22 protein-coding genes are annotated in these 26,118 nt (G+C 70.1%); 12 read left to right on the top strand and 10 right to left on the bottom strand.

The window, feature by feature from the left end:
- Positions 1 to 4: 4 nt before the first annotated feature.
- Positions 5 to 1,915 (bottom strand): methylmalonyl-CoA mutase family protein, encoded by a 1,911-nt coding sequence (locus tag C6V83_RS10750; RefSeq protein WP_105942394.1) that lies wholly within the window; start codon positions 1,913 to 1,915, stop codon positions 5 to 7.
- Positions 1,916 to 2,055: 140 nt separating this feature from the next.
- Here C6V83_RS10750 and C6V83_RS10745 point away from each other — a divergent pair, with 140 nt between their 5' ends.
- From C6V83_RS10745 to C6V83_RS10735, 3 genes are all read left to right on the top strand, one after another.
- Positions 2,056 to 2,793, top strand: coding sequence for a TVP38/TMEM64 family protein (locus tag C6V83_RS10745; protein ID WP_234353684.1), 738 nt, complete (start codon positions 2,056 to 2,058; stop codon positions 2,791 to 2,793).
- Positions 2,794 to 2,862: 69 nt separating this feature from the next.
- Positions 2,863 to 3,465 carry a hypothetical protein gene (locus tag C6V83_RS10740; protein WP_105942393.1) on the top strand — a complete coding sequence of 201 codons (603 nt, stop codon included), beginning with the start codon at positions 2,863 to 2,865 and terminating at the stop codon, positions 3,463 to 3,465.
- A 2-nt stretch (positions 3,466 to 3,467) separates the two neighbouring features.
- Positions 3,468 to 4,028 (top strand): hypothetical protein, encoded by a 561-nt coding sequence (locus tag C6V83_RS10735; protein WP_199832491.1) that lies wholly within the window; start codon positions 3,468 to 3,470, stop codon positions 4,026 to 4,028.
- Positions 4,029 to 4,090: 62 nt separating this feature from the next.
- On the opposite strand, the gene C6V83_RS10730 is transcribed toward C6V83_RS10735, so the two are convergent.
- Positions 4,091 to 4,921: a DUF3097 domain-containing protein gene (locus tag C6V83_RS10730; RefSeq protein WP_105942391.1), complete on the bottom strand. Its 831-nt coding sequence runs from the start codon at positions 4,919 to 4,921 to the stop codon at positions 4,091 to 4,093.
- Positions 4,922 to 4,988: 67 nt separating this feature from the next.
- Between C6V83_RS10730 and C6V83_RS10725 the strand changes: the two genes are divergently transcribed.
- Positions 4,989 to 5,801: a serine/threonine protein kinase gene (locus C6V83_RS10725; RefSeq protein WP_105942390.1), complete on the top strand. Its 813-nt coding sequence runs from the start codon at positions 4,989 to 4,991 to the stop codon at positions 5,799 to 5,801.
- Positions 5,802 to 5,879: 78 nt separating this feature from the next.
- Here C6V83_RS10725 and C6V83_RS10720 read toward each other — a convergent pair whose 3' ends face one another.
- The 8 genes from C6V83_RS10720 to C6V83_RS10685 all read right to left on the bottom strand — a co-directional run bounded on the left by C6V83_RS10720 (position 5,880) and on the right by C6V83_RS10685 (position 14,080).
- A complete protein-coding gene (locus tag C6V83_RS10720) occupies positions 5,880 to 6,896 on the bottom strand; it encodes a ferrochelatase (RefSeq protein ID WP_234353991.1) in 1,017 nt (338 codons plus the stop codon).
- A gap of 118 nt (positions 6,897 to 7,014) precedes the next feature.
- Positions 7,015 to 7,848, bottom strand: a complete 834-nt coding sequence (inhA, locus tag C6V83_RS10715; RefSeq protein ID WP_105942388.1) for an NADH-dependent enoyl-ACP reductase InhA — start codon at positions 7,846 to 7,848, stop codon at positions 7,015 to 7,017.
- Positions 7,849 to 7,909: 61 nt separating this feature from the next.
- Entirely contained in the window at positions 7,910 to 8,641 is a 732-nt protein-coding gene (gene fabG1, locus C6V83_RS10710; protein WP_105942387.1) for a 3-oxoacyl-ACP reductase FabG1, read from the bottom strand.
- Between the two features lie 16 nt (positions 8,642 to 8,657).
- Positions 8,658 to 9,650: a VWA domain-containing protein gene (locus tag C6V83_RS10705; protein ID WP_105942386.1), complete on the bottom strand. Its 993-nt coding sequence runs from the start codon at positions 9,648 to 9,650 to the stop codon at positions 8,658 to 8,660.
- Positions 9,650 to 10,582: a DUF58 domain-containing protein gene (locus C6V83_RS10700; protein WP_105942385.1), complete on the bottom strand. Its 933-nt coding sequence runs from the start codon at positions 10,580 to 10,582 to the stop codon at positions 9,650 to 9,652. Before C6V83_RS10700 ends, C6V83_RS10705 begins: the two co-directional genes overlap by 1 nt.
- Positions 10,569 to 11,654, bottom strand: coding sequence for an AAA family ATPase (locus tag C6V83_RS10695; RefSeq protein WP_234353683.1), 1,086 nt, complete (start codon positions 11,652 to 11,654; stop codon positions 10,569 to 10,571). The genes C6V83_RS10700 and C6V83_RS10695 overlap by 14 nt, the downstream gene beginning before the upstream one ends.
- Positions 11,655 to 11,773: 119 nt before the next feature.
- Positions 11,774 to 13,204 (bottom strand): NlpC/P60 family protein, encoded by a 1,431-nt coding sequence (locus C6V83_RS10690; RefSeq protein ID WP_105942384.1) that lies wholly within the window; start codon positions 13,202 to 13,204, stop codon positions 11,774 to 11,776.
- A gap of 255 nt (positions 13,205 to 13,459) precedes the next feature.
- Positions 13,460 to 14,080, bottom strand: coding sequence for an Rv1476 family membrane protein (locus tag C6V83_RS10685; protein WP_105942383.1), 621 nt, complete (start codon positions 14,078 to 14,080; stop codon positions 13,460 to 13,462).
- Positions 14,081 to 14,322: 242 nt separating this feature from the next.
- Between C6V83_RS10685 and acnA the strand changes: the two genes are divergently transcribed.
- The 8 genes from acnA (at position 14,323) to C6V83_RS10640 (ending at position 26,092) form a co-directional block, all read left to right on the top strand.
- Complete coding sequence (acnA, locus tag C6V83_RS10680; RefSeq protein WP_199832490.1) at positions 14,323 to 17,136, top strand: aconitate hydratase AcnA; 2,814 nt, start codon at positions 14,323 to 14,325, stop codon at positions 17,134 to 17,136.
- 32 nt (positions 17,137 to 17,168) lie between these two features.
- The gene (locus tag C6V83_RS10675) at positions 17,169 to 17,735 is read left to right on the top strand and encodes a TetR/AcrR family transcriptional regulator (RefSeq protein ID WP_105942382.1); all 567 of its coding nucleotides are present in this window, start codon (positions 17,169 to 17,171) and stop codon (positions 17,733 to 17,735) included.
- 137 nt (positions 17,736 to 17,872) lie between these two features.
- Positions 17,873 to 18,967, top strand: a complete 1,095-nt coding sequence (locus C6V83_RS10670) for a hypothetical protein (RefSeq protein ID WP_159067498.1) — start codon at positions 17,873 to 17,875, stop codon at positions 18,965 to 18,967.
- A 250-nt stretch (positions 18,968 to 19,217) separates the two neighbouring features.
- Positions 19,218 to 21,638, top strand: a complete 2,421-nt coding sequence (locus C6V83_RS19085; RefSeq protein ID WP_407646278.1) for a glycosyltransferase — start codon at positions 19,218 to 19,220, stop codon at positions 21,636 to 21,638.
- Between the two features lie 208 nt (positions 21,639 to 21,846).
- Positions 21,847 to 22,797 carry a serine/threonine-protein kinase gene (locus tag C6V83_RS10655; RefSeq protein ID WP_105942380.1) on the top strand — a complete coding sequence of 317 codons (951 nt, stop codon included), beginning with the start codon at positions 21,847 to 21,849 and terminating at the stop codon, positions 22,795 to 22,797.
- Positions 22,798 to 23,038: 241 nt separating this feature from the next.
- Positions 23,039 to 23,716: a vWA domain-containing protein gene (locus tag C6V83_RS10650; protein WP_105942379.1), complete on the top strand. Its 678-nt coding sequence runs from the start codon at positions 23,039 to 23,041 to the stop codon at positions 23,714 to 23,716.
- A 167-nt stretch (positions 23,717 to 23,883) separates the two neighbouring features.
- On the top strand, positions 23,884 to 24,867 hold the full coding sequence (locus tag C6V83_RS10645; protein WP_159067497.1) for a protein phosphatase 2C domain-containing protein: 984 nt from the start codon (positions 23,884 to 23,886) through the stop codon (positions 24,865 to 24,867).
- Positions 24,854 to 26,092 carry a hypothetical protein gene (locus tag C6V83_RS10640; RefSeq protein WP_159067496.1) on the top strand — a complete coding sequence of 413 codons (1,239 nt, stop codon included), beginning with the start codon at positions 24,854 to 24,856 and terminating at the stop codon, positions 26,090 to 26,092. Before C6V83_RS10645 ends, C6V83_RS10640 begins: the two co-directional genes overlap by 14 nt.
- Positions 26,093 to 26,118: the final 26 nt, after the last annotated feature.

The raw sequence follows: 26,118 nt of genomic DNA, 5'->3' as shown, positions 1-26,118 counted from the left end.
CTTCTCAGCCCTCCTTCGACGCGGTGAGAACGTCCAGCAGCTCGGTCAGGGTGGCGACGGCGTCGATGCCTGCTTGCAGCGAGCCGTCGGGCGAGTCATCGCCGTCGGGCCACTCTTTCGTCGGTCCGGCGAGCAGGATGCGCGAGATTCCGGCGGCGCGGGCGGCCGCGAGCACTGCGGGACCGTCGTCGGCGTAGCGCGCCTTGGTTCCGCACAGGACGGCCACCGTCTCCGGCCCTTGCGCTTGTCGTAAGGCATCGGCCGCCAACCCGACGAGCGCCTCGACGGTCACCGGACCGGGGTTGACCGCCTCGATGCCGCCGGCGGCCAGCAGGTTGCTGACGAAGGTCGTCCGCCCGTTGTGCTCGGCGACGCTGCCCAGGGGCAGTAGCAGGATGCTCGGCCGGACCGACTGGGCATCTGCCCGGTCGCGCAGTTCTTCGAACCGGCGGGCGACGCGGGCGAGCTTCCCGGTAGCGGTCGGCAGGTCGTTCGCGCCGGCGAGCGCGGAGCCGACGGCGGCCTCCCCCAGGTTCGGGAACTCCGAGACACCGGTGACGGGTGCGCTTCGATGGGCGACGGCCGCATCGCGCGCGGCGAGCGCCTCGTCGATCCAGCGGGCGATCGCTCCCTGGTCCAGGGCGTCGGTGTAGCCGCCGTGAGTCTCGACGTCGGTGAACACCTTCCACCCGGCGGCGGCGAGGTCGCCGGTGAGCTGTTCGACATACCAGGATCCGCCCGCCGGATCGAGGACACGGCCGATGTTCGACTCCTCGAGGAGCAGCAGCTGCGTGTTGCGGGCGATGCGCGCGGAGAAGGTCGGGCTCGACGAGCGGGAGTCCTGGGGCAGGGCGGCGTCGTACCCGAGCACGGTCACCTGATCGGCGCCGCCGACACCGGCGCCGAACGCGGCCACCGTGGTGCGCAGCATGTTCACCCACGGATCGCGTTGGGTGAGCATCGACAGGTCGGTGACGGCGTGCGTCAGGGCCGCGCCGTCGCCGGGGGCGTCCAGAACCTGGGCGACGCGCGCCCACATCAGGCGCAGGGCGCGGAGCTTGGCGATGGAGGCGAACTGGTCGTCGCCGACCGCGACCGCGAAGGAGATCTGACGCAGCGCGTCGCCCGGCGCGAGGCCGGCAGCGACCAGGTCGCGGACGTGAGCTACCGCGGCCGCCACCAGCAGGCCGAGCTCCTGGACGTTGGTCGCGCCGGACTGGGCGAAGTCGGTGCCGTCGACGCGGAAGGTACGGACCCGTCCGGGACACGTCGCGGCCAGAGCGGTCGCCTCGTCGGCGGGCACGGTGGCGCGGCCCGAATAGGCCGCCGTGTACGGAGAGAGGCCGAGGCTGTGCGTGGTGCTCAGCAGCGACGGCGCCTGTTCGGGAGCGGCCGGAGCGTCGTCGAGCAGTCGCAAGAACTCCCGGGCGGCGGCGATGCCGTCGGAGCCCGCGTCCAGGGTGACCGGCATGAGGTCGAGGTAGACCCCGGCGAGCGCTGCGCCGAGCTCACCGACCGGCACCGCGGCGCCGACCTTCAGCCAGATGCCGCTCGCGCCGCTGCCCGCAGCGTCCAGGACGGTCTCGTTGACCCCGGCGGGCGACTGACCGGCCAGATCGCCGAAGCGCTCGGTGACCCGCCAGCCCTGAACTACATCGCGGGCTGCGTCGGCGCCGCGCACGAAGGGGAAACTGCCGGGCAGTCCGCGCTCGGGCGTCTCGTCTCGACGGGTATACAGGGGGCGTACGACGACGTCGTCCCGTGTCTCGCTCGACAGGAGCACGTCGGGTGCGCCGGGCAGATCTGCCGGCTCGACGCGCCGCCCCTTGGCGAGGACCGCGGCGGCGGCGGCGGACCAGCGCTCGTAGTCGTCGTCGAGCTGGTCGCGGGTGTGTAGGTTGCCGTCTGCCGTCATCGCTGCCGTAGTCCTCCGTGGTCGCTGGGCCTGGATGCACAGTAACGGATGAGCAGTGTGACATTTCGCGATGGCGTTGTGACCCGTGACACCGGGACGTGCGGCGTGGATCAGCGTTGTGGGCGGCCTAAGCTTGCTGGGTGCGTCGTTCCAATCGGTCCCGGGTGGTGGACGAGCCGGTAGACCTGGTCTCCGGCGCCGTCGGCCCGGCGCCGTCGTCGCCTGCCCGGCGGCCGCTCTGGCGTGCGCTGGCCGGACTGGCCGCGGTCGTAGCGGTGCTCGTCGGCGCCTACCTGGTGCCGCTGCCGTCGGTGGAGCGGGCGCGGGAGTGGTCCGATGCGCTCGGCCCGTGGTTCGCCTGCGTGTTCTTCGCGGTGAACACGATTGCGATCGTCGGACCGATTCCGCGGACGGCGTTCACGGTGACGGCCGGCGCGTTGTTCGGACCGGTGGTCGGTTTCACCGGTTCGATGGCGGTGGCCGCGGTCGCCGCGACGGTGGCGTTCGTGTTGGCGCGCCGGCTCGGGCGTGCCCGGGTGGAGCGGCACCTGGACAAGCCGGGGTTCCGGGCCGTCGAAGAGCGCCTGGAGCGACGGGGCTGGCTCGCAGTCGGCTCGTTGCGGCTGATCCCGGTGGTGCCCTTCGCCGTGGTGAACTACGCGTCCGGTCTCTCGTCGGTGCGGCCGATGCCGTATTTCGTGGCGAGCGTCGTGGGTACGGCGCCGGGTACCGCCGCGGTGGTGTTCCTCGGCGATGCGCTGGCGGGCGAGGCGTCGCCGGTGATGATCGTGGTGTCGGCCGCCTTGTTCTCGCTCGGCGTGGTCGGCCTGATCGTCGACTCCCGACTACCGGTGGGAGAATCAAGTGCAAAGGCTTGATTATGAGATATCAAGCATGGATACTTGATTTGAGAATATCAAGCATAGAGACTTGATGGAGGTGACGGCATGTTCGTGCTGACCGCAGACCAGCGCGCGAGCCGCAGCGATGCCGACCGCGTTCCCGACCTGCTCGACCGTTACCGGGGCGCGCCGGTCGTGCGGGCCTTCGAGCGCACGGCCGGCGACGAGGTAGAGGCGGTGTTCGACGATCCGGCCGCGCTGGCCCGAGTCGCGGTCGATCTGGCGGCCTCCGGCCACTGGTCGGTGGGCGTCGGCGTCGACGACGTCGACCTGCCGCTCCCCCGCCAGACACGCGCCGGACGTGGCCGCGCATTCGAAGCGGCCCGGGCGGCGGTCGAATCGGCGAAGGGGCAGCGGGTGCCGCTGCAGGTGCGTGGGTCGTCATCGTGGTGCCGCCCGGCACAGACCGCCGCCTGCCTCCTGGTGGATCTGGAGACCGGACGCACCGAAGCGGGCCGGGAAGCGGTCGAACTGGTCGCCTCCGGGCTCACCCAGGCGCAGGCCGCGGAACAGTTGGGCATCACTCCGCAGGCGATCTCGCTGCGGCTGCGCTCGGCGCGGTGGGACCTGCAACGTGACACCGAGGACCTCGTCGTCGTGCTGCTGCGGCACAGCGACGTTCGGCCGGACGGCGGGCAGGAGGAATGACGATGATCGCGACAGTGCTGATGGCCCTCGCCGTCGCGTATGCGCTCGCCGGAGTTCCGGTGCGGGCCCGGCTGGTGAAGGACCCGGATCGCTCGGACGCCGACCTGATCCGCTTCGACCTCGTCATGTCGGCCGCTCTGACGGCACTGCTGGGAGCGGCGGCCGTCGCGGCTGCTGTGTCGGACGGCTTCGACGGCCCGGCACTCGTCGCGGGCCGGGTCCTGGCCGTGGTCGCCGCGGCGACGACCGGCGGCTACGCGGTGCGCGCGGTCCTGGCCGCCGGCGGCATCCCGACGCGTGACGACAACTACGACGACCCCGCCCTCGATCCCCCGCTGCGAGGCGGCCGGGTGATCGGCCTCATGGAGCGCACCGGCATCGCGGTCAGCCTGCTCTTGGCGTGGCCCGCCGGAATCGCCGTGATCCTCGGCGTCAAAGGACTGGCCCGTTTCCCCCAGTTGCGTGAGCACCATGCGAGCGAGCAGTTCATCCTCGGCACCTTCGCGTCAGTCCTCTGGGCGTGCGCCGCCGCCGGAATCGGCTGGCTCCTCGGGCACAGCTGACGAGGCGCGTCGGCACCCCGACCTCCACCAGCCAGGACGCTCGGTCGCGGACCCGACCGGAGCTACTCCGGCGGTTCGGTGACGAAGTCGATCAGTTCCTCGACGCTGCGGATCAACGGCACTTCGAGCTCACGGAAGCTGGACACCGCGTTCAGCACCCGGCGCCAGCCGTCCTGCGGGGTTCCCCAGCCGAGCGCATCGCAGATGCCGGTCTTCCAGTCGGTGCCCATCGGTATCACCGGCCAGGCCTCGATGCCCACGGCCGCGGGCTTGACCGCCTGCCACACGTCCACGTAGGGATGACCGCACACCAGCACGTCAGGCCCGACGCCGGTGGTCAGCTTCTCCTCCTTGGAACCGGACACCAGGTGATCCACCAGGACTCCAGCCCGACGATGCGGTGCCGGCTGGAAGTCGGCGAGCGCGTCGTCGAGGTTGTCCAGGCCGTCCAGGCTCATCACGACGACGCCCTCGGCGCGCAGGTCGTCGCCCCACACGCGTTCCAGCAGAGTCGCGTCGTGGACGCCTTCGACGAAGATCCGGCTCGCTCGCGCGGTCCGCGCACGCTGTTTCGGGAGTGCTCGGGATCCGGACGCGGTCTGGATGGTCTGGGGTGCGTTGGGGCCGCGTCCGCGGGGCCGGACCAGCGTCACCGGGGCGCCGTCGATCAAGAAGGCCGCGGGATAGGCGTGGAAGACGCGCGTGCGCCCGTGGCGGTCCTCGAGCCGGACCATGTCCGCGGCGTAGGTCTTCTCCCACCCGACCACGGCGCCACAGAATCCGGTGCCCGCGTCCTCGACCACCAAGCCGGGCTCCCCAGCCACCTCGGGCGCCTTCGGTTTGGCTCGACGGGGCTGGGAAAGAACGTCACGTCCGTAGCGATCATTCGTCACGGGTGCTCAGGGTAGGCCATGCGGAGGTGTTCACGCCGGGCGACGCTCCGCGTATCGTGGTGTGGCCATGTCGACATCACCACCTCGGGCCCTGCTGCGCGCCTGGCCGGCGTCTGCGCTCGCCCTGTGGGCGACCGCGTGGCGGGCCGGTGTCGTCGCACCGGACGACGCGGTGCACACCCTGCACGACTACGCCCAGGCGCATGAAGTCGACGCTGCGCCGGGCACCGGGATCGTGTCGAGCGACTCCGTGCTGGACCTGCTGAAGCTGGTCGGGCGCGCCACGGCCTGCGCCGTCGTGCTCCCCGCACCGGGAGATGCCCAGGGCCTGCCTCCTCGAGTGCTGAACGACGATGTTCTCGCCGCCCGCGAAGTGCTCTTGTTGGCCCCGGAGGCCGGAGAGCGGCTAGCGATGACAGCGCGAGGAACGGCTGAGCGCTGCCGGTGGACGGTCCGCGCGCTGGACGACTCGGTGGACATCGAGGCGATCGGCGCCGACCAGACCGCCGGCGAGCTCGAATACGAGCTGCGCGAGGCCGTCGCCGAGGCGGCCACGGTGATCGCCGGCCTGTCCGGCCCGCGCACGTCCGGACCGGCCGACCTCCGCGATGCGCTCGCCGCCCGTACCCGGGCGCTCGGTCTGGACCTGCCCCCGCACGAGCGGCAGCGGGTGGACCGGATGCTCGCCACCGCCGGGCAGATCGACGCGATCATCAGCCTGGTCGCTTCGACGGGACTCGGGGCCGGCGGCAGTCTCGGCGTCTCGGCCGAGCAGGTCGCGTCGGCGGACGCTCAACTCCGGCGGCTGGCGGCGCTCACTCGCAGGGCTCGCGCCGCCGCCGTCAACACCCTGCTCCGCGACTTCCGCCGAGAGCCGTGACGCCGCGTCAGCGGATCGGTGCGCGTGACGCGCGAATCCGCTGACGCTTAGGCCCGGACCGAGCGGATCCGCTGAATCTCAGCGCGTGGGCCGGGCCGGAAGCGCGCAGCAACCGGTACGGCAGAGCGAGCCGTTGTCGCCGCAGCCGAGAACATCGCAGTCGCCTTCCCCGTCGGCGTACCGCTCAACCAGATCGGCCGCCATCGAGATGAACGCCGGATCGGTGCCGACGGTGCCGGCGCGCGCGTACGCCAGCCCGAGTTCGGCGGCGCGATCGCGGGCCTCGGAGTCCAGGTCCCAGATCACCTCGAGGTGGTCGGAGACGAAGCCGATCGGGCACACGACGACGCGGCCGACACCCTGCGCGGCGAGTGCTTCCAGGTGGTCGCAGATGTCGGGCTCGAGCCACGGAACGTGGGGCGGGCCCGAGCGCGACTGCCACACGACGTCGTACTCGCCGACGCCGAGCTCGGCGGCGACCCGGGCCGCGGCATCGCGCACCTGCCGCGAGTACAGGTGGCCGCCGGCTTCGGGAGGACCGGCGGTCCGGTCGGCCGCAAGCGGAATGGAGTGCGCGGTGAACACCAGCCGAGCGGGCGGCCCCGCCCCCAACTCCGCCTGCGCCCGTCGTACCGTGGCCGCGGCCGCGGCGGTGAACCCCGGCTCGGACCAGTACTGCGGGAGCTTGCGCAGCAGCAGATCGTCGCGCCGACCGGTCTCGTCCAGCGCACGCGCGACGTCCTCGTGGTATTGGCGACAGCCCGAGTACCCACCCCATGCGGACGTCGGGAAGACGAGGGCGCGGGAGTGTCCGTCGGCCACGATCTCCGAGACCGCATCGGCGACGTACGGCGTCCAGTTTCGGTTACCGAAGTAGATCGGCAGTTCGATTCCGCGGCTGCGCAGTTCGGCGGCGAGCGCGGCGATCATGTCCAGATTGAGCCGGTTGATCGGTGACACTCCGCCGAAGTGCAGATAGTGTTCGACCACCTCGTCGAGCCGCTCCGGGGGAACGCCGCGGCCCCGGGTGACGTTCTCCAGGAAGGGTCGGACGTCCTCGGGACCGTCGGGGCCGCCGAAGGAGAGGAACAGCAGTGCGGTGAACCGGCCTGTCGTCGTGTCGGCACGGTTCGTCGCTGCGCTCCTCCCCGACTCGTTGAGCGATGCCGGGGCTCGACCGGCGACGGCGTCCGGGAGATCAGCCTGCCGCACGTCAGCTCAGCATGTTCTCGGGAAACCAGGTGTTGTGGCTGGCGCCGCCGTCGACGTAGACGATCGAGGCGGTGGTGGCCGGCAGCCAATCAGAGAGCAGCGCGACGACGCTCTTGCCGACGGGGGTGGGATCGTCGACGTTCCAGCCGATGGGCGAGGCGCCGTCCCAGTACTCGTTGAGCATGTTCAGCTTCTTGGCATCGTCGGTCGCGGTGCCCGAGATCGCCTTGGCCGCCAGCGTCTTGATCGGGCCCGCGGCCACCAGGTTGGAGCGGATCTTCTTGGCGTAGCCGACCTCGCGAGCGACGTACCGGTTCACCGACTCCAGGGCGGCCTTGGCCACGCCCATCCAGTTGTAGTCCGGCACGGCGGTGCGCGGGTCGAAGTCCATGCCCACGATCGAGCCGCCCTCGTTCATCACCGGCAGCACCGCGCGGGCCAGCGACGCGTAACTCCACGCGGAGATCTCGAAGGCCTTCGCGACGTCGGGACCGGGCCCTTCCAGGAACGGCAGCGCGTCGGGCCCCATCAGGGTGCGCGGGGCGAAGGCGATCGAGTGCACCACACCGTCGACGCCCTCGGGTGCCAGTTCGCGGACGCGGTCGGCGAGCGCGCCGAGGCTCTCTTCGTCGGTCACGTCGAGCGGGATCGCGTCGGGGACTTCCTGCGGCAGGCGCTTGGCGATGCGATTGATCAGCCGCAACCGCTCGGGGATGCCGGTGATGATCACCGTGGCGCCGGCTTCCTGAGCCTGTGCCGCGGTGGCGAAGGCGATGGATGCGTCGGTGATGATGCCGGTGACCAGGACGGTCTTGCCCGCGAGGATTCCGCTCACTGTGGTAGCTCCTTGAAGTCGAAGAGGGGTGTCGAGGGCGAGATCGCCCGGTCGGGAACGGTCAGTGGCCCATACCCAGGCCGCCGTCGACGTTGATGACGTTGCCCGTCACGTACGCCGAATCGTCCGAGGCGAGGAAGCTGACGACGGCCGCGACCTCCTCGGGCCGGCCCATCCGCTTGGCGGGGATGGCCTGGTCCACCGCGGTCTTGGTGTACTCCTCGGGCAGCGAGCGGGTCATGTCGGTGTCGATCAAACCGGGCGCCACGACGTTCGCCGTGATGTTGCGGGCGCCGAGCTCACGGCTGACCGATCGGGCCAGGCCGATCACGCCGGCCTTGGACGCAGCGTAGTTGGCCTGTCCCGGGGTGCCCATCAGGCCCACCACCGAGCCGAGGTAGATGAAGCGGCCCCAGCGCTTGCGCAGCATGTCGCGAGTGGCGGCCTTGGTGACCCGGAAGGCCCCGGTCAGGTTGGCGTCGACGACGCGCTCGAAGCTGTCGACACCCATGCGCATGAGGAGCGTGTCCTCGGTGATCCCGGCGTTGGCCACGACCACCTCCACCGGTCCCTGGTGCTCGGCGACGGTCGTGAACGCGGCATCGACCGATTCGGTGTCGGTCACGTCGCACTGGACGCCGAACAGACCTTCGGGAGCGCCCGAGCCGCGATGGGTCACCGCGACCTTGTGGCCGTCGGCGGCGAGGCGCTGTGCCACCGCCAGGCCGATGCCGCGGTTGCCTCCGGTGACGAGGACCGAGCGCGGGGTGAAGTCTGCATTCTTGTCTGACATGGTTGCTTAACCTATCTCACGGAAGTCGGCGATTGAGGAGGAGGGCGGCCAGCAGCGCGGCCAGCACCACCATGGTTCCGGCGATGAGCCAGGGCCGCGAATTGTCCCCGCGTTCCCGCTCGAAACCGATCTGGCGTTGCAGGGTCTCGTAGACCCGGTTCAGTTCGTCGAGGCTCGAGGCGGTGTAGAACTCGCCGCCGGCGAGATTGGCGATCTGGCGCAGCGACTCGTCGTCGACCGGCACCGGTACCCGCTCCACTTGGCCGCCCGGGCCTTCGAGTTCGACGGTGCCGTGCATGGTGCCGAACGAGATGGTGGAGACCGGGATCTGCTCCTCTTTGGCCTTGCGGGCCGCAGTGAACCCACCGCGCGGATCGTCCGGGCTCTCCGGCACAGTCTGCTTGCCGTCCGACAGCAGGACGATGTGCGCGGGCGGGGCGTGATCGTCGCCGCCGAGCGCGGAGTTGAGGGTCTGGATCTGGTCCAGTGCCGCGAAGATGCCTTCGCCGGTCGCCGTCTTGTCGGCCAGCTTGAGCTTGCCGAGGGCGTTCTTGGTCGCGTTGTGGTCCGGTGTCGGCGACACCAGCGTCGAGGCGGTGCCGGCGAACGACACCAGACCGAGGTTGATGCCGGGTGTCAGCTCGTCGGCGAACCGCTTGCCGGCAGCCTGGGCGGCCTCCAGTCGGGAGGGCGCGACGTCGGTGGCCTTCATCGAGTTGGAGACGTCGACGACGAGCATGACCGTCGCCCGGTCGCGGGGCACGTTGCGCTCGGCGAGCGGGCCGGCCATCGCGATGGTCAACAGGAGCAGGCCGACGGCCAGGAACGCGAAGGGCACATGCCGGAAGCGGTCCTGCTTGGCCGGCGTGACGCTGCGCAGGACGTCGAGGTTCGCGAACCGGAGGGCGCGGGCCTTGCGGCGGCGCATCTCGAGGACATAAGCCGCGACAAATCCGGCGACGAGCAGGCTCGCCAGGAGCCACCAGGGGTGCCCGAACCAGCGTCCCATCAGCGTACCCCCGCCGCACGACGGCGCCGGCCCACGAAGCGCACCGTGTCGGCGATCCAGTCGCGGTCGGTGCGCAGGGTCATCAGGGCGCCCGCCGAACCGCGGAAGGTGCTCTGCACCTCGGCGCGATGGGCGGCGGCCGCCGCGGCGAAGTCGGCGCGCACCCGCGGGGTCACGTCGATCTCCACGATCTCGCCGGACTCGGCGTCGGCCAGCGTCACCGGTCCGACGTCGGGCAGTTCGACGTCGAGCGGGTCGAGCACCTCCACGCCCAGGAGCTCGTGATGCGCGCCGATGGCGCGCAGCGAGCGGGACCAGTCCAGGGGCCCGAGGAAGTCGCTGATCACCACCGCCATGCCACGCCGGCGCTGCGGGCGCCGCAGCGCTTCCAGACCCGCGTTCAGATCGCCGCGCACACCGGTTTCGGCCCGGTGGGTGGTGGCCAGAGCCTTCAGCAGGTTCCGCGCATGCGCCCGGCCCGCCCGGGCGGGGATCCTGGTCACCGAGTCGCCGGTGACGATCACCGCGCCGTGGCGGTTGCCGCCGCCGGACGTGAGATGGACGATCGCCGCGGCTGCCGCCACCGCGAGATCGCGTTTGCTGTGTTCGCCGGAACCGAAGTCCAGACTGGCCGAGGCGTCCATCACGAACCACGTCTCCAGTTCGCGGTCGGCGATCATCTGCCGGACGTGCGGCTGCGTGGTCCGGGCGGTGACCGACCACTCCATCCGCCGGATGTCGTCGCCCGGCTGGTAGGGCCTGGCCTCCCCCGGTTCGGACCCCGGACCCGGGATCAAGCCGAGATGCGAACCCTGCAAGACGCCGTCGAGCTTCCGGCGGACCGTCAGTTCGAGGCTGTTGAGCGCGGCGGTGAGCTGCGGGTCGTCGAGCCGCCCGCCGCGCAGCGCCGGGAGATCGCTATTGGCCGACATGACCGTCCGGCTGCACGGCCGCGCGCTGCTGAGCCGGCATCGGCGCGTTGCCCGGCGCGTGCGGCTGCTGGGCCGGGGCGGCGCTGACCTGTGGCAGACCCACGGTCTGCAGAATCCGGGTGATGATCTGATCCGGGGTCACCTCGTCGGCGAGAGCGTCGTAACTCAGCACCAGGCGATGGCGCAGCACGTCTGGAATGATCTCGACGATGTCCTGCGGGATCACGTAGTCGCGGCCGCGGATCACCGCGAGGGCGCGAGCGGCGGCCACGATGCCCAGGGTGGCGCGCGGCGATGCGCCGTACGAGAGCCAGGTCTGCACGTCGGTCAAGCCCAGGTCGGCGGGACGGCGGGTCGCGTTGATCACCCGGACGACGTAGTCGACCAGGGCGTGGTGCACGAACACGTTCGCCGCGACCTTCTGAAGGCGGATGGTGGTCGCCGGATCGAGGATCTGCGACGCGGTGGGGGGCTCGATGCCCATCCGGTACACGATCTCGCGCTCCTCCTCCACCGACGGGTAGTCGACGAGCACCTTGAACAGGAAGCGGTCGCGCTGCGCCTCCGGCAGCGGGTAGACGCCCTCGTTCTCGATCGGGTTCTGGGTGGCCATCACCAGGAACGGGTTGGGCATCGGGTAGGTGACACCGCCGATGGAGACGTGCCGCTCGGCCATCACCTCGAGGAGGGCCGACTGCACCTTGGCCGGTGCGCGGTTGATCTCGTCGGCGAGCAGGAAGTTGGCGACGACCGGGCCCAGCTCGGTGTCGAACTCCTCCCGGCCCTGCCGGTAGATGCGCGTGCCGATGAGGTCGGTGGGGACCAGGTCGGGGGTGAACTGGACGCGCGAGAAGCTGCCTCCGACGACCGTGGCAAAGGTCTCGACCGCAAGAGTCTTGGCGACGCCGGGCACGCCTTCGAGAAGGATGTGACCGCGTGCGAGGAGGCCCGCGAGGATGCGCTCGACCAGCTGGTCCTGGCCCACGATGACGCGCTTGACTTCGTACATCGCTCGCTCGAGGAGTTTGACGTCCTCGGGGGTGAGCGCGTTCTCGGCGGCGGGTGAACTCAAACCGGGACTCCTCAGGTGGGGCGATGGAGCGCGCAGGCTCCGCGTCGTTCATGCTGCCGACAGCCTACCGGGAGCGCCGATCGGGACGCTCGGGGCTCGGCCGGCGCCGGCCCGCGAGATCAGAGCAGGCGCACGACCTGCGGCAGCGCGCCCGCCATCACCGGCGAGATCTTGACGACGTCGCCGGACTGCGGGGCCTCGATCATGGTGCCGTCGCCGAGGTAGAGCGCGACGTGCTGGCTGCCGCCCGGGCCCCAGAAGAGCATGTCGCCGCGCTTCATCTCCGAGATCGGGAACTGCGGTCCGGAGGTGAACTGGTAGCCGGAGTACTTGGGCAGGTCGATGCCGACGCCGGCGAAGGCGTAGACCATCAGTCCGGAGCAGTCGAAGCCGACCTTGTTGTAGTCGCCGTGGGCGTCGGCGACGCCGCCGTCGCGGATGCCGAGGGTGGGGCCGTTGCCGTTGCCGCCGCCCCACGCGTAGGGCACGCCCAGCTGTGACTTGGCACGGTTGATGACCAGTTCGATCGCCTGCGGGCCGCGCAGTCCCGGACGCACCTGTTCGCCGCCACCGCCGAGCAGCGAGCCCAGCCGGTTGATGAGGCTGCCGGAGTCGCCGGTGCTGCCGTTGAGCGACTGACCGCCGAGGCCGAGTTCGTCGAGCAGTTCCGAGTGCGGGATCTGCTGCTCGCCGATCAGACCGGCGAGGAGCTGCTGTCCGACGTCGACGGCGAGTTTGGCGACGGCGGCGGCCGCCTCGACGGCAGGATCGCTCTCGGCCGGGGTGTTCGGCAACGCGCCGAGCACGTCGCTGAGGCCGGGTGGTGCGGCGGCCACCTTGTTCTTGCCGCCCTTGAGCTTCTCCAGCTTCTGCACCAGCGCGGTGCGCTGGTGCAGAAGCGACGAGCGCTTGCCGCGTTCTTCGCTGACGGCCTTACGGGCTTCGGTGACCGCCGACACGGCGGCGTCCCGCCGCTTCTCGGCGCCCTTGGCCGCGGCGGCCGTCTGCTTGCGGGCCACCTTGGTCGCGGCCGCCCGGTTCGCCTGCTGGTTCCGCTGGTGCTGGAGGTTGCGGATCACGTTGCGCTGATGCCGGGCGAACTGCTCGGCGCCGGTGGCCTTCTCCAGGACCTTGTCGGGATCGGACGACGACACGTAGTCGGTCATCGATCCGAGATTGTTGCCCTGCCGGTTGAAGGTGCGCAGAAACGCGTCGAACTCCTTCTGCGCGGCGGCGACCTTCTTCTTGGTCGCCCGCAGGGAGGCTTGCGCGGAGTCGTCGGCCGCGGCGGCCAGCCCCTGGGCGGCGACCGCGTTCTGGAAGTCGACCAGGGCCTTGTTGACGTTCTCCTTCTTCGCCGCCACCTGGGTGGTCAGGTTCGCGAGGTTCTGGTCGACGGTGGCGATCTGGTTCACCAGACTCGCGACCGGGGATGCGTCTTTACCGGGGTCCGCGGCGGCGGTTCCGGCGGTCAGCACTCCGACGAGGAGGGCGGCCCCCGCGGCGCTGCCGCGCAGCGCCGTGCGTGCGCTGTTCGTTGCTCGCTTCAACCGACGTACTCCCTAGCTCTCCCCATGGGTCACCCACGGCGCATCGTTCCCTTAGGACTCGCCTGACCCCGGGCGACTCATCTGTGTCGTTTAGAACCGTACGTCACATGAGACACACGTGAAAAGCGCGAAGAATGAATTACACACAGGTGATTACCTGCGGAAATGCACTGATCAGCGCAAAGTGACCCCGCCATCGTCGATAACGGTTGAGTAACAGGCCGGAAAGACGCCGGCCGACGGGGTGCGGCGCCGCTACCGCGCGTCGGATCCCGGCCGCTCGTCGTCGTTGCGGACGTCGTCGTCGGGGTCGGCGGCGGGGCCCGCAGCCGGGCCGTTCGTTGCCGGGGCCGGGGCGTCGGCAACGGGACGCCGGCGGCGCAGTTGCGTCATCCGGGCGACGACGGCCCCGATCACCACGACGACGATCAGCCCGATGGTCACGAGCGTCCAGTCCACATGCGGTGCGGTGGCGCGGTCGTAGATCTGCTCCGCGGCGATCGCGGGCGCGGTGCCGGCGGTGACCTCGGAGGTTCCGTCTTCGAGCTCGACGCGGCTGAACTCGCTGGAGGAGGTGCCGGTGCCGGTGCCGCCGAACACGATCACGGTGCCGCCCACCTGGGTCTGCAGTTCGGTCGCGATGTCCCGGAACACGGTGAAGGGCGTATACGTCTTGTCCAGGACCACCAGATGGAGTTCGTGTCCGTTGGACTCGGCCTTGGCCACCACCTGCTCCAGGGCGGGCGACTGGTCGGCCGGTGCGTAGACCCCGGTCGCCTTCAGCTGGGCCACGATGGCGTCGAGATCCAGGTCGGACCACTGTTCGGTGGTGTCGGCAGGCTTCGCGATGGTGAAGGTGGCCGGGCCCGGGGTCATGCGTGCTCCTGAAGGTCTGGGTCTGACGGAAACCCGCTGGGGTCGTCGCGCTCACCTTACTGGGAGCACGGCGGCCGGCCCGCGCACCCCGGCCGACGACAGTTCACCGCGCCGAGCCGCACCGTTAGTCGAAACCAGTACGCGCGTACTGCTATCATGGACGCGCAGCGGTCGCGAGCCCCAGCCCGTTCGGGGCCGCTCGGAATTCCCCCGCCGGCGCAGCCCGTCGGCGGTCACGCACGATGAGAGTGGAGCACACGTTGAGCAAGGATTCGTTTGGCGCCCGCGGCACCCTGGAGGTGGGCGACAACTCTTATGAGATCTTCCGCCTCTCCGCCGTTCCCGGCACCGAGAAGCTGCCGTACGCACTGAAGGTTCTCGCCGAGAACCTGCTGCGCACCGAGGACGGCGCGAACATCACCACCGAGCACATCAACGCCCTGGCGAACTGGGACCCGAACGCCGAGCCGAGCATCGAGATCCAGTTCACCCCGGCCCGCGTCCTGATGCAGGACTTCACCGGTGTGCCCTGCGTGGTCGACCTGGCCACCATGCGCGAGGCCGTCGCCGCGCTGGGCGGCGATCCGAACAAGGTGAACCCGCTCTCCCCCGCCGAGATGGTCATCGACCACTCGGTGATCCTGGACGTGTTCGGCACCGCCGATGCCTTCGAGCGCAACGTGGAGCTGGAGTACCAGCGCAACGGCGAGCGCTACCAGTTCCTCCGCTGGGGCCAGGGCGCGTTCGACGACTTCAAGGTCGTCCCGCCGGGCATGGGCATCGTGCACCAGGTGAACATCGAGCACCTCGCGCGCGTGGTGATGACCCGCAACGGGCAGGCCTACCCCGACACCTGTGTCGGCACGGACTCGCACACCACGATGGAGAACGGCCTGGGAATCCTGGGCTGGGGAGTCGGCGGCATCGAAGCCGAGGCGGCCATGCTCGGCCAGCCGGTCTCCATGCTGATCCCGCGCGTGGTCGGCTTCAAGCTGACCGGTGAGATCCAGCCGGGCGTCACCGCGACCGACGTGGTGCTCACCGTGACCGACATGCTCCGCCAGCACGGCGTGGTCGGCAAGTTCGTGGAGTTCTACGGTGCCGGCGTGGCCGAGGTGCCGCTGGCCAACCGCGCCACGCTGGGCAACATGAGCCCCGAGTTCGGTTCGACCTGCGCGATCTTCCCGCTCGACGAGGAGACCATCAACTACCTGCGCCTGACCGGCCGCAGCGACGAGCAGCTCGCTCTCGTCGAGGCGTACGCCAAGGAGCAGGGCATGTGGCACGACACCGAGAACGAGGCTCAGTACTCGGAGTACCTGGAGCTCGATCTGTCGACCGTCGTCCCGTCGATCGCCGGTCCGAAGCGCCCGCAGGACCGCATCCTGCTCTCGGAGTCCAAGGTCGCCTTCCGCAAGGACATCCACAACTACGTCGAAGAGAACATGCCCGCCGAGCACACCCAGCTCGACGAGGCCGTCGAGGAGTCGTTCCCGGCGTCCGATCCGGCGGCGCTCTCCTTCGCCGACGACGGTGCGGTGAACGTGCAGTCGGCCGCCAACGGCGCCGAGGGGCGCCCGAGCAAGCCGGTCCCCGTCTCGGGCGAGCGCGGTGAGTTCATCCTCGACCACGGCGCCGTCGCGGTCGCGGGCATCACCTCGTGCACCAACACGTCGAACCCGTCGGTCATGCTCGGCGCCGGCCTGCTGGCCCGCAACGCGGTGGAGAAGGGTCTGACCAGCAAGCCCTGGGTCAAGACCAACATGGCGCCGGGGTCGCAGGTGGTCTCGGACTACTACGAGAAGGCCGGCCTGTGGCCGTACCTGGAGAAGCTCGGCTTCTACCTGGGCGGTTACGGCTGCACCACCTGCATCGGCAACACCGGTCCGCTGCCCGACGAGATCAGCAAGGCCGTCAACGAGCACGACCTGACCGTCACCGCCGTGCTCTCGGGCAACCGCAACTTCGAGGGACGCATCTCCCCCGACGTCAAGATGAACTACCTGGCGAGCCCGCCGCTGGTGATCGCCTACGCGCTGGCCGGCACGATGGACTTCGACTTCGAGACCGAGCCGCTGGGTCAGGACCCGGAGGGCAACGACGTCTTCCTGAAGGACATCTGGCCGTCGGCCCAGGAGATCGACGACACCATCAAGTCGGCCATCAACGCCGACATGTTCAGCAAGTCGTACGCCACGGTGTTCGACGGCGACGAGCGCTGGCAGGGTCTGGACACCCCGGACGGCGACACCTTCGCGTGGGATCAGAACTCGACCTACGTCCGCAAGGCGCCGTACTTCGACGGCATGAAGATGGAGCCCGAGCCCGTCTCGGACATCAAGGGCGCCCGCGTGCTCGCGCTGCTCGGCGATTCGGTCACCACCGACCACATCAGCCCGGCCGGCCCGATCAAGCCCGGCACCCCCGCCGCGCAGTACCTGGACAGCCACGGTGTGGCCCGCAAGGACTACAACTCGCTGGGCAGCCGTCGCGGCAACCACGAGGTGATGATCCGCGGCACTTTCGCCAACATCCGCCTGCAGAACCAGCTGCTCGACGGTGTGTCCGGCGGGTACACCCGCGACTTCACCCAGGAGGGCGGCCCGCAGAGCTTCATCTACGACGCGTCGCAGAACTACCAGAAGGCCGGCATCCCGCTGGTCGTGCTGGGCGGCAAGGAGTACGGCTCGGGCAGCTCGCGCGACTGGGCCGCCAAGGGCACCGTGCTGCTCGGCGTGAAGGCCGTCATCACCGAGTCCTTCGAGCGCATCCACCGCTCGAACCTGATCGGCATGGGCGTCGTGCCGCTGCAGTTCCCGGAGGGCGAGTCCGCCAAGACTCTGGGTCTGGACGGCACCGAGGTGTTCGACATCACCGGCCTGGAGCAGCTCAACGAGGGCGTGACGCCGGAGACCCTCAAGGTCACGGCCACCAAGGAAGACGGCCGGGTGATCGAGTTCGACGCCAAGGTCCGGATCGACACCCCCGGTGAGGCCGACTACTACCGCAACGGCGGCATTCTGCAGTACGTCCTGCGGAACATGATCAAGAGCTGACCGGGCGGACGTAGCGACGGGAAGTATGCACAGTGCCTAAGGTCAGCGATGACCGGCTGGCCGCGCGCCGTCGGGAGATCCTCGACGGCGCGCGGCACTGCTTCGCCGAGTACGGGTACGACGGCGCCACGGTGAAACGGCTGGAGGAGGCCACGGGACTGTCCCGGGGCGCGATCTTCCACCACTTCAAGGACAAGGAAGCCCTGTTCCTCGCGCTGGCGCGCGAGGACGCCGAGCGAATGGCCGACGTGGCCGCCGAGGAAGGTCTGGTCCAGGTGATGCGCGACATGCTCGCGCGGCCGAAGGACTTCGACTGGCTCGGCACCAGGCTGGAGATCGTCCGGAAGATTCGCACGGATCCGGCGTTCGCCAGCGCGTGGTCGAGTCACGCCGAGGGGCTGGAAGCGGTGACCCTCGCGCGGCTGAAGCGCAAGCGGGAGGACGGTGCGCTCCGCAAGGACGTGCCGACCGAAGTGCTGGTGACCTACCTGGACGTGGTGCTCGACGGGTTGATCACCCGGCTGGCCACCGGTCAGTCCACGGACGACCTGCACGCGGTGCTGGACATGGTGGAGGCATCCGTGCGTGCGGCGAACTGAGTCGGCGGCGATCGCACATCGACGTGACGAGCGGGACGAGGGACGTGACGGTCCCCCGTCCCGCTTTTCGTCGCCGACGATCGCGCCGCGCCGCCACCGGGTTCTTAGCCTGACCTCACTCCCGATACGATCGCGTTGTGAATCCGCGTCCCCGCTCCCGGCGGTCTGCCGTGCGCCCCGGCATGCTCGACCGGATGCACGCAGGCACCCGCATCGCGGTGGTCACCGGCCCGATCGACCTGCCGGATCCGGACACTGCGGGCGAGCGCCTCGCCGCGTTCGCCCGGCTCGGGCCGGCGACCCGCATCGCGTTGCTGCCCGAACCGGACGGCCGACGGTGGGTGCACGTGCCCGATGCGATGCCGGGTGCCGTCGCCGACGCTCCGTCCGATCCGCGCGATCTGTTGCGCAGCGCCTGCGCGCGGACGCCATTCCAGGTGACCCTGGCCGGCGACTACCTGCTCACCGAGCACGACCACGGGATCGGCGAGATCCAGCTCGCGCTGTATGCGATGCTCGTCGTGACCGGAGCCCTGGATTCGGCCCCCGGCCTTTCTCGGTCGCTCAGCCGTCGGGACGACGGGCTGGTATCCGCTGCTGTCCGCGTCTTCGGCTCCGATCCGCGGCGGGTGCGTGCGGTGCTCAAGATCCTCGAGCAGCTGCCGGATCCGGTCGACGACGGAGTGCCTGACGTCCCGGCGACGCCGGCCGGTTCGGCCGGAACGCGCGTCGAGGCCGTCCGGCTCGATGCCGCCACCGTGGCCGGCGTGCGGCGATGGCGCGACGCCGCCGGTGTCGCCGCGTCGCTGAAGACACTGCTGCTCTGCGGGGTGGTGCGCGCCCTCGACGACGCCGGTCTGGCCCTGCATCCGGACATCGTGGTTCCGGTGGACTGCGTCGTTACCTTCGGACCGGCGTCAATCCGCTCGGAAATTTCGTCGCCGGCCTGCGGTTCCGACACCGTGCGGGCGACGATCCCGAGCGGCTGCAACGGGCACTCTCCGAGACGATCGAGTCGGGCCGTCCGGTCGCCAGCGCGGTGCGCAGCGCATCCGCGGTGGCGCTGCAGCGGTACCGCCGGACGGGTCACGAGGAGGCCGCCGGCGGCACTCTCCCGCGTCTGCTCTTCTCCGGGATCAACGAGATGGCGCCGCTGCGCGCGCTCGGGTGGCGGGACCCCGCGGCGGGTGCGTTGTACGGGCGGGTCGATCCGATCGGGCCGGCCGACCTGACCCTGGGCACGGTCGGCGTGCACGGTGCGGTCACGCTGAGCGTCTCGTTTCACCCGGACCGGCACCCCGCCGGCGTGATCTCCGCCGCATTACAGCGATTCGCCGCGGATCCGACTTCCCACTTCCAGTAAGTCTCCCCTAAGCTAGCCAAGGTTTACCTAACCTCTGCTAGTTTGGAGACTTCTGTGTCCGGTCCGACGTCGGCTCCGCCGTCGCTCTGCGTGGTGATCTGCTGTTACACCGCTGACCGCTGGGCGCTGCTGACCCGGGCGATCGACGCCGTGCACGAGCAACTGTCCGGATCGGACTCGCTGGTGATCGTCGTCGATCATCATCACGACCTGCAGGCCGCCCTGGAGCGCCGATTCGGCTCTCGCCGCCGCCTGAGCGTCGTCCCGAGCGCCGACCACCGGGTCTGTCGGCGGCGCGCAACACCGGTCTGCAGTCTGCGGCCGGCGAAGCCGTGGTGTTCCTCGACGACGACGCCGTGGCGCAGCCGGGCGCCCTGGATGCGGTCCGACGGGCCTTCACCGACCCCGGCGTGGTGGCCGTCGGCGGTGCTGTGCAGGCCGACTGGGCCGCCGGCGGACCGCCGCGCTGGTTCCCGGACGAGTTCGGCTGGGTGGTCGGCTGCGACTACCGGGGACTCGCCGGATCAGGTGCGGTGATCAGGAATCCGATCGGGGCGGCCATGGCCGTTCGCCGGGCCGCACTGGCCGCCGTCGGCGGGTTCTCCACCGAACTGGGGCGGGTCGGGACCTTCCCCGCCGGGTGCGAGGAGACCCTGATGGGCATCGCTCTGCGGCGAGCCGATCCCGACTCCCGCATCGTCCGCGACGAGCGCTTCCGCGTCCGGCACGCCGTGCCCGCCGCGCGCGGCGAGGTCGGCTACTTCGTCCGCCGCTGCTACCAGGAGGGTCGATCCAAGGCGGTGCTGGCCGGCTTGTCGAGCACCGACGAGGCGCTGTCGAGTGAGCGCTCGTATGTCACGAAGACCCTCACCAGCGGCTTCGCCGCCCACCTGCGGCACCACCCGGTCCGCGCTCTCGCGCTGGCACTGGGTCTGGCCTGCACCGCGGGGGGATTCGTCTCGGGCGCCGTGCATCGTCTGCTGCACCGTCCCCTCTGGAAGGGAAAGATGTCGACATCTGTCTCAGCCCTGCTGCGCAATCCGCGCACCTCCCGGTTCGCCGCACTGCTGCTCCTGGCCTACTTCGCCGCGGAGTGGATCGTGTCCGCCTCCTGGCGGGGCGGCTTCACGTACCGGTGGGCGCGCTCGGGCGAGCTGGGCATCCCGTACTGCGGCGCCCGCGGCGACCTGCCGTGCAGCAGCATCTGGCCGCTGATGAACGCCGGAATGATCCTGACCGGTGCGGCGATCATCGTGATCGCCGCCTCGTGGCGCGCGCTGAAGTGGGTGCCGAACACCGCCACCGGCGCGCTCTGCGTGAGCGGTGCCGGCCTGATCGCCTCGGGACTGGTCACCGAGCGAGTCGACTACGCGGTACACGCCACGCTGATGAACGTCTTCCTGGCCTTCGGGGCCGCCGGCTGCCTGCTCGTCGCGGCCTCGTCGAGCGCCCGACTGCCGGGATCAGGCCGGCTGGTGCTCGGTGTCGCCGGAGCGGTGGCGTCGGTCGCGGTCCTGGCCTACACCGGTGGCCTGACCGGCTGGCTCGGGCCGGGCGGAACCGAACGCGCGGCCGTCTACTCGATTCTGATCGGTCTGTTCGTCGCGGCGCTTCGGGGTGCCGCGAGGATCCCGGATCACTCGCGGACCGCTGGCGAAACGGTTTCCGGTGACTCGGCTTCCGGTGACAGGACTTCGGGCGACACGGCGACGACTCGGCTCTTCCCCTGGGCCAGGAGCCGCCGAGCCGCACTCCCAGCTTTCCTGGCCTCGACCATGGCGGTCTCGGTCCTCGCCGCGGGCTGTACGACGTCGACGGCCGCGGAACCCGAACCGCGAGTGCTGTTCGCCGACGACTTCGACGGCCCTGCCGGTCCGGTCGGCGCCCCCTGGCAGCCGCAGGTCGGCGCCGGCGGCTGGGGAAACGACGAACTGCAGCGGTACACCGACTCCACCGAGAACGTCAGGCTCGACGGCAAGGGCAATCTGGCGATCACCGCCCACTACCGGGACGGCGAGATCACCAGTGGCCGAGTGCACACACTCGGCGAGTACTCGCTCGTCAACGGCCTGGTCGCCGCCCGCATCTCGCTGCCTGGCGGCCGGGGGCTCCACCCGGCCTTCTGGCTGCTGGGAGACGACATCGAGAAGGTCGGCTGGCCCGACGCCGGTGAGATCGACGTCATCGAAACCCTCAACGACGCCGGGGACTTTCACACCGGCGTCCACGCACCGCAGGATTCGGCCGAGCGCGGCCAGAATCTCTCCGCCAGCGGCCCCGCTCCGGTGCCGCTCTCCGGTCAATTCCGGGTGTACTGGATGCGCAAGTCGCCCGGGCGCATCGAGACCGGGATCGACGATGAGACGCTGTTCGCGGTCACCCGCGCCGATCTGGCCGACGACGCGCGCTGGGTGTTCGATCAGCCCTTCCACCTCCTCCTGAACCTCGCGGTCGGCGGTGACTGGCCCGGGCCCCCGGACGAGTCGACGCCGAATCTGTCGACCATGCTCATCGACTGGGTCAAGGTGACCGAACTGTGAACGAAGTCCACGACGTCCTCTCCGTCCCGATGACTCCGGGCGGCCCGCCGGCCTTCCCCGAGGCGACCTGGATCAGGCGGGTGGTCACCCTGTCGAGGATAGGCGGCACATGGACATCCGCCGCGGTGCCGCGTCTGGCACTCCCCCGCGGTCGGCTTCTTCCAGGACGCCGATAGACTCGCTGAGCACACCATGATGTGAGGAAGCGATGCTGACACCCGGACGGACCTTCGCCGAGCACTACCGTGTGGTCCGGCGGCTCGGCGCGGGTGGAATGGGTCAGGTCTACCTGGTGGAGAACCTTCCGCTGCAGCGGCTGGAGGCGCTGAAGACTCTGGATCCGGAGAAGTGCGATCAGCTGGCTGCCCGCTTCATCCGGGAAGCGCAGGCCGCGGCCAAGCTCCAGCACCCGTCGATCGTCTCCATCTACCATGTCCGCCCCGACGCCACGCCGCCGTGGTTCACCATGCAGTACGCCGGGGGCGACGATCTCGACCGGACGCCCACCCGCTCGGACCGGGAAGCACTGGACGTGGTCGAACGGCTCGCCGGAGCGCTCGACTACGCCCACCGACGGGGCGTGGTGCACCGGGACGTCAAGCCGGCCAACGTGATCGTCGCCCGGGACGAGGCCGGTGCGATCGAATCGTGCTGTCTGCTCGACTTCGGCATCGCCAAGCTGGCGGAGGTGACTCCCCTGACCGCCGCTGGGGGTGTGGTCGGGACGCTGCAGTTCCTCGCCCCGGAGGCGTGGAACGGCGAGGCCGGTCCGGCGGCCGACCAATACGCCCTCGCCTGTACCGCCTACGCGCTGCTCGGCGGCCGTTCGCCGTTCTCCGGGCAGGTCCGCGATCTGATGGTCGCGCACATGATGCTGCCGCCGCCCAAGCTCAGCGACGTCCGGCCCGAGGCGGCCTCGGCGTCCCGGGTGCTCGAGCGGGCGCTGGCCAAGTCGCCGCACGACAGGTACGCCTCATGCGGGGAGTTCGCCGCGGCGCTGGCTGCGGCGCGCCGCGAACCTTCCACGCCGGCGTCGCCGCCCGACGAGGACGAACGCCTGCCCGGAACCGTCGTCCGGTTCCCCACGCCGCCTCCGGCGGCCAGGCGCACCGCCGCGCGGTCGTCCGGTTATCTCGGACCGCGTTTGACCCGGGACTGACGACGCTCGGCTAGACTGCGGCATGCACACTACGGTGTGCAACCGTTTTGGGGGTGACGATGACAGCAGTGCCGACAGGCGGCTGCCGGGGATCAGAGCGGCCGTTGTGCCGCCGATCGGCAGATGTGGCGGGATCCTTTGCCGCACAGACGTTTCCCGGTGAGGCTGTACCCGGGCCGGGGTTCGTCGCCCTCATGGACCTCGTTCCGACAGTTCCGCCCCGTCTCACGGAAGAAGTTTCATGACCGAGCCCGCCGGGAACCTCCTGCCGATCTACTTCGTGGCCGACCACTCCGGCTCGATGGACCTCTACATCGACGATCTCAACCAGGCGATCCGGGACCTGCTGGAGACCATGCGCTACGAGTCGTTCGCGGCCTCCAAAGTGCGATTCTCGATCATCGGTTTCAACGCCGGCGCCGGCGTCGTGCTTCCCCCGACGGATCTGCGGTACGTCGAAGAGGTGCCGCAGTTCGAGGCGTACGGCATGACCAGTTTCAGCGTGATGCTCGACCTTCTCGCCGATCAGATCCCCGTGGACGTCGCCGCGCTCAAGGCCGAGGGCTATCGCGTGTACCGCCCCGCCGTCTTCCTGATGACCGACGGCTATCCGACGGATGAGGAGCACGAGTGGCGAGGCGCCCTCGAGCGGCTGAACGCCATCCCCGCGCGCCCCACCATGCTGACGTTCGGGATCGGCGACGCGCTGGACGAGGTGCTGGTCGCGCTGGCCTCCCCGAATCTGGCTCACCGGTACGACGGTCACGGCAGCCCCGCGGACGGTCTCAAGAGCGTCATCACATCGCTCACCAACTCGGTGGTGCAGTCCGGCAACGCGATGGCCGACACCGCGGTCGCACCGCAACTGCACTTCGAACCGCCGACCGACTTCATCCGCATCGACATCGACGAGGTGTGAACGTGCGGTTGCGGAAGAAGCCGAAACGCCCCGACGACGACACGCCGCCGCCCGCGGAGCCGGCCGGCGGCGCCGGCGCGATTCCGGATCCGGTCGCGGTCGCCCCGCCACCTCATCCCGTGCCGCCTCCTCCGGTATCTCCTGATCCCTGGTCTATTCGCCCCGCGGTGCCGCTCCACACCGGCGATCAGCTCCCTGCGATCGGCGTCGAGGACGGGTGGCCGTCGTACCGGCCCGTGGTGGTCGGAGAGTCCTCCGTCCCGCGCACCGCGGTCCCCGTCGTCGGTCCGGCGCGGTCGGTGTACCGGCCGGACACGGTCCTCGACGGCTGGACCGAGGCCGGTCTCGGAATGCTGGCCGCATCGGTGCGGGGCGACGGGCACCGCAGGACCGGCCTGCCCCGCCAGGACGACGTGGCGGTGCTGTACGACGCTCAGCGCCGCCGGGTCGTCGTGGCGGTGGCGGACGGGCTCTCGGCCGCCAGTCACGCGCACCAGGCCGCGTCGGCGGCATGTCGGTACGCCGTGCAGTGGCTCGACACCCAGTGCGGCGACGTCGCGGCGACGGACATCCCGTGGGAAGCACTGATCGGTGCCGCAGCACACCAGGTCCGGTTGGTCGCCGAGCAGGCCGTCACGCCCGACCCCGGCCTCGACGACCTTGCGCGCCTCAATGTGCTCGCCGCCGCCGCGGCGACCACGTTCAGCTGCGTGGTGATGGACATGAGAGACGGCGAACCGGAGCAGGAGTATCTGTCGGGTTCGGGCGTCGCGATCGGAGACTCGTCGGTCGTGCGGCTCTCGGAGGCCGGTTTCGAGTTCCTCGGCGGCGCCAAGAGCGAGGATCCCGGCGGACTGGCCCGGTCGGAGGTGCTGCCACTCCCCTACTTCGCGCCGTCGACCATCGAGCCGTTCAGCGTCGACCTGTACGCCGACGAGTACCTGCTGGTCGGGACGGACGGCGTATGGGACGCCCTGGGTGGGGGCGGTGGCCGGTTGGGCTCCGCACTCGGCCGCGTCCTCCGGAGGGCGCAGCCGTCGATGACGGAGTTCGGGCACGTCGTCGACTTCGCCAAGGACACTTTCGACGACGACCGCACGCTGGCCGCACTCTGGCTGTCCGAGAGAGGTGAGAACGATGGATGTGATTGACCGTGCGTCGCTGAATCTCGGGGCACGTCTGAACAAGGGCGGCCAGGGTGTCGTGTACCCGATCGTCGACGACGGGAGCGGCGCCGACTACGTGTACAAAGAGTACGTCTCCGGCGTCGACGTCGACTACGCGGTGCTCGACCAGTTCCCGGGCCGCTTCAAGATGCTGCCGCCGCGCACCCGCACGAGGCTCGCCTTCCCTCGGAAGCTGGTCGCGGTCGGCACGGAGCGTCTCAGCGGCTTCGTGATGCCGCGTATCCCGGAACGGTTCTTCCTTCCCAACGGACGGGAGAAGAAGCTCCAGAACCTGCTGAACGGTCCGGAGTTCGCGGCCAAGATCGGCACGCCGTTCTCGGACCGGGAACGATTCCTGCTGCTCGCGGATCTGGCGACCACACTCCACGAACTGCATGACGACGGCATCGCGGTCGGCGACATCTCGCCGATGAACGTGCTCTACACGTTCGACCCGGAACCGGAGGCGTACCTGATCGACTGTGATTCGATGATCGTCGGCGGACATCGGGCGCTCGATCCCGCGGAGACGCCGGACTGGGACGCCCCCGGCGGCACCGGACCTCCGGACGAGGCCGACGCCGACGATGCCTACAAATTCGGACTCCTGGTGCTTCGGCTGCTGGTCGGCGACCAGCAGGTCCGCGACCCGGATCGACTCCCGGCAGGCACCCCGGCCGAGATCGCCGCGCTGCTGCGCACGAGTCTCAGTTCCCGGCGACGCACTCGACCGCGGATCGAGGCCTGGCTCGCGCCGCTGTCCAGGGCCGCGGACTCCGCGTCGCGCACCCGGCACAAAGCGGCGGCGAAGCGCCGGCCGACCGCCGCGACGCGACCGGTCGGGCAGTACGGCACTCCGTCGAACACCGGCCAGATGAGTTCCGGTCAGACCAGCACCGGACAGGGCAGGGCGCAGAGCGTGCCGCCCGTGGCGGGCGTCGCTGCGACGGCCGGAATGGCCGGCGGCTATGCGGTGCCGGTACGGCCCGTCACGCACTACGGCCAATCTGGGCTCGTTCCGGGTGCTGCTCCCGTCGGTGATCCGAACCCGTCCGGCGGGTCGAGCCCCTGGGGTTCACTGCTCGCAATCTTGGTGGTGCTGGGCGTCGTGGTGGCCGGCGTGGTCCTCTGGACGAACCGAGGCGGCGGATCGACTGAGGAGCGTTCGGCTACCGAGCCGTCGTCGAGCTCGGTCGTCACCACCGAGTAACAACCGCCTCCGATCACCACCTACGA

This window comes from Gordonia iterans (assembly GCF_002993285.1).
Classification (GTDB): Bacteria; Actinomycetota; Actinomycetes; order Mycobacteriales; family Mycobacteriaceae; genus Gordonia; species Gordonia iterans.
Note: the sequence above shows the minus strand (reverse complement) of the source record. Positions and strands in the feature narration are given on the sequence as shown.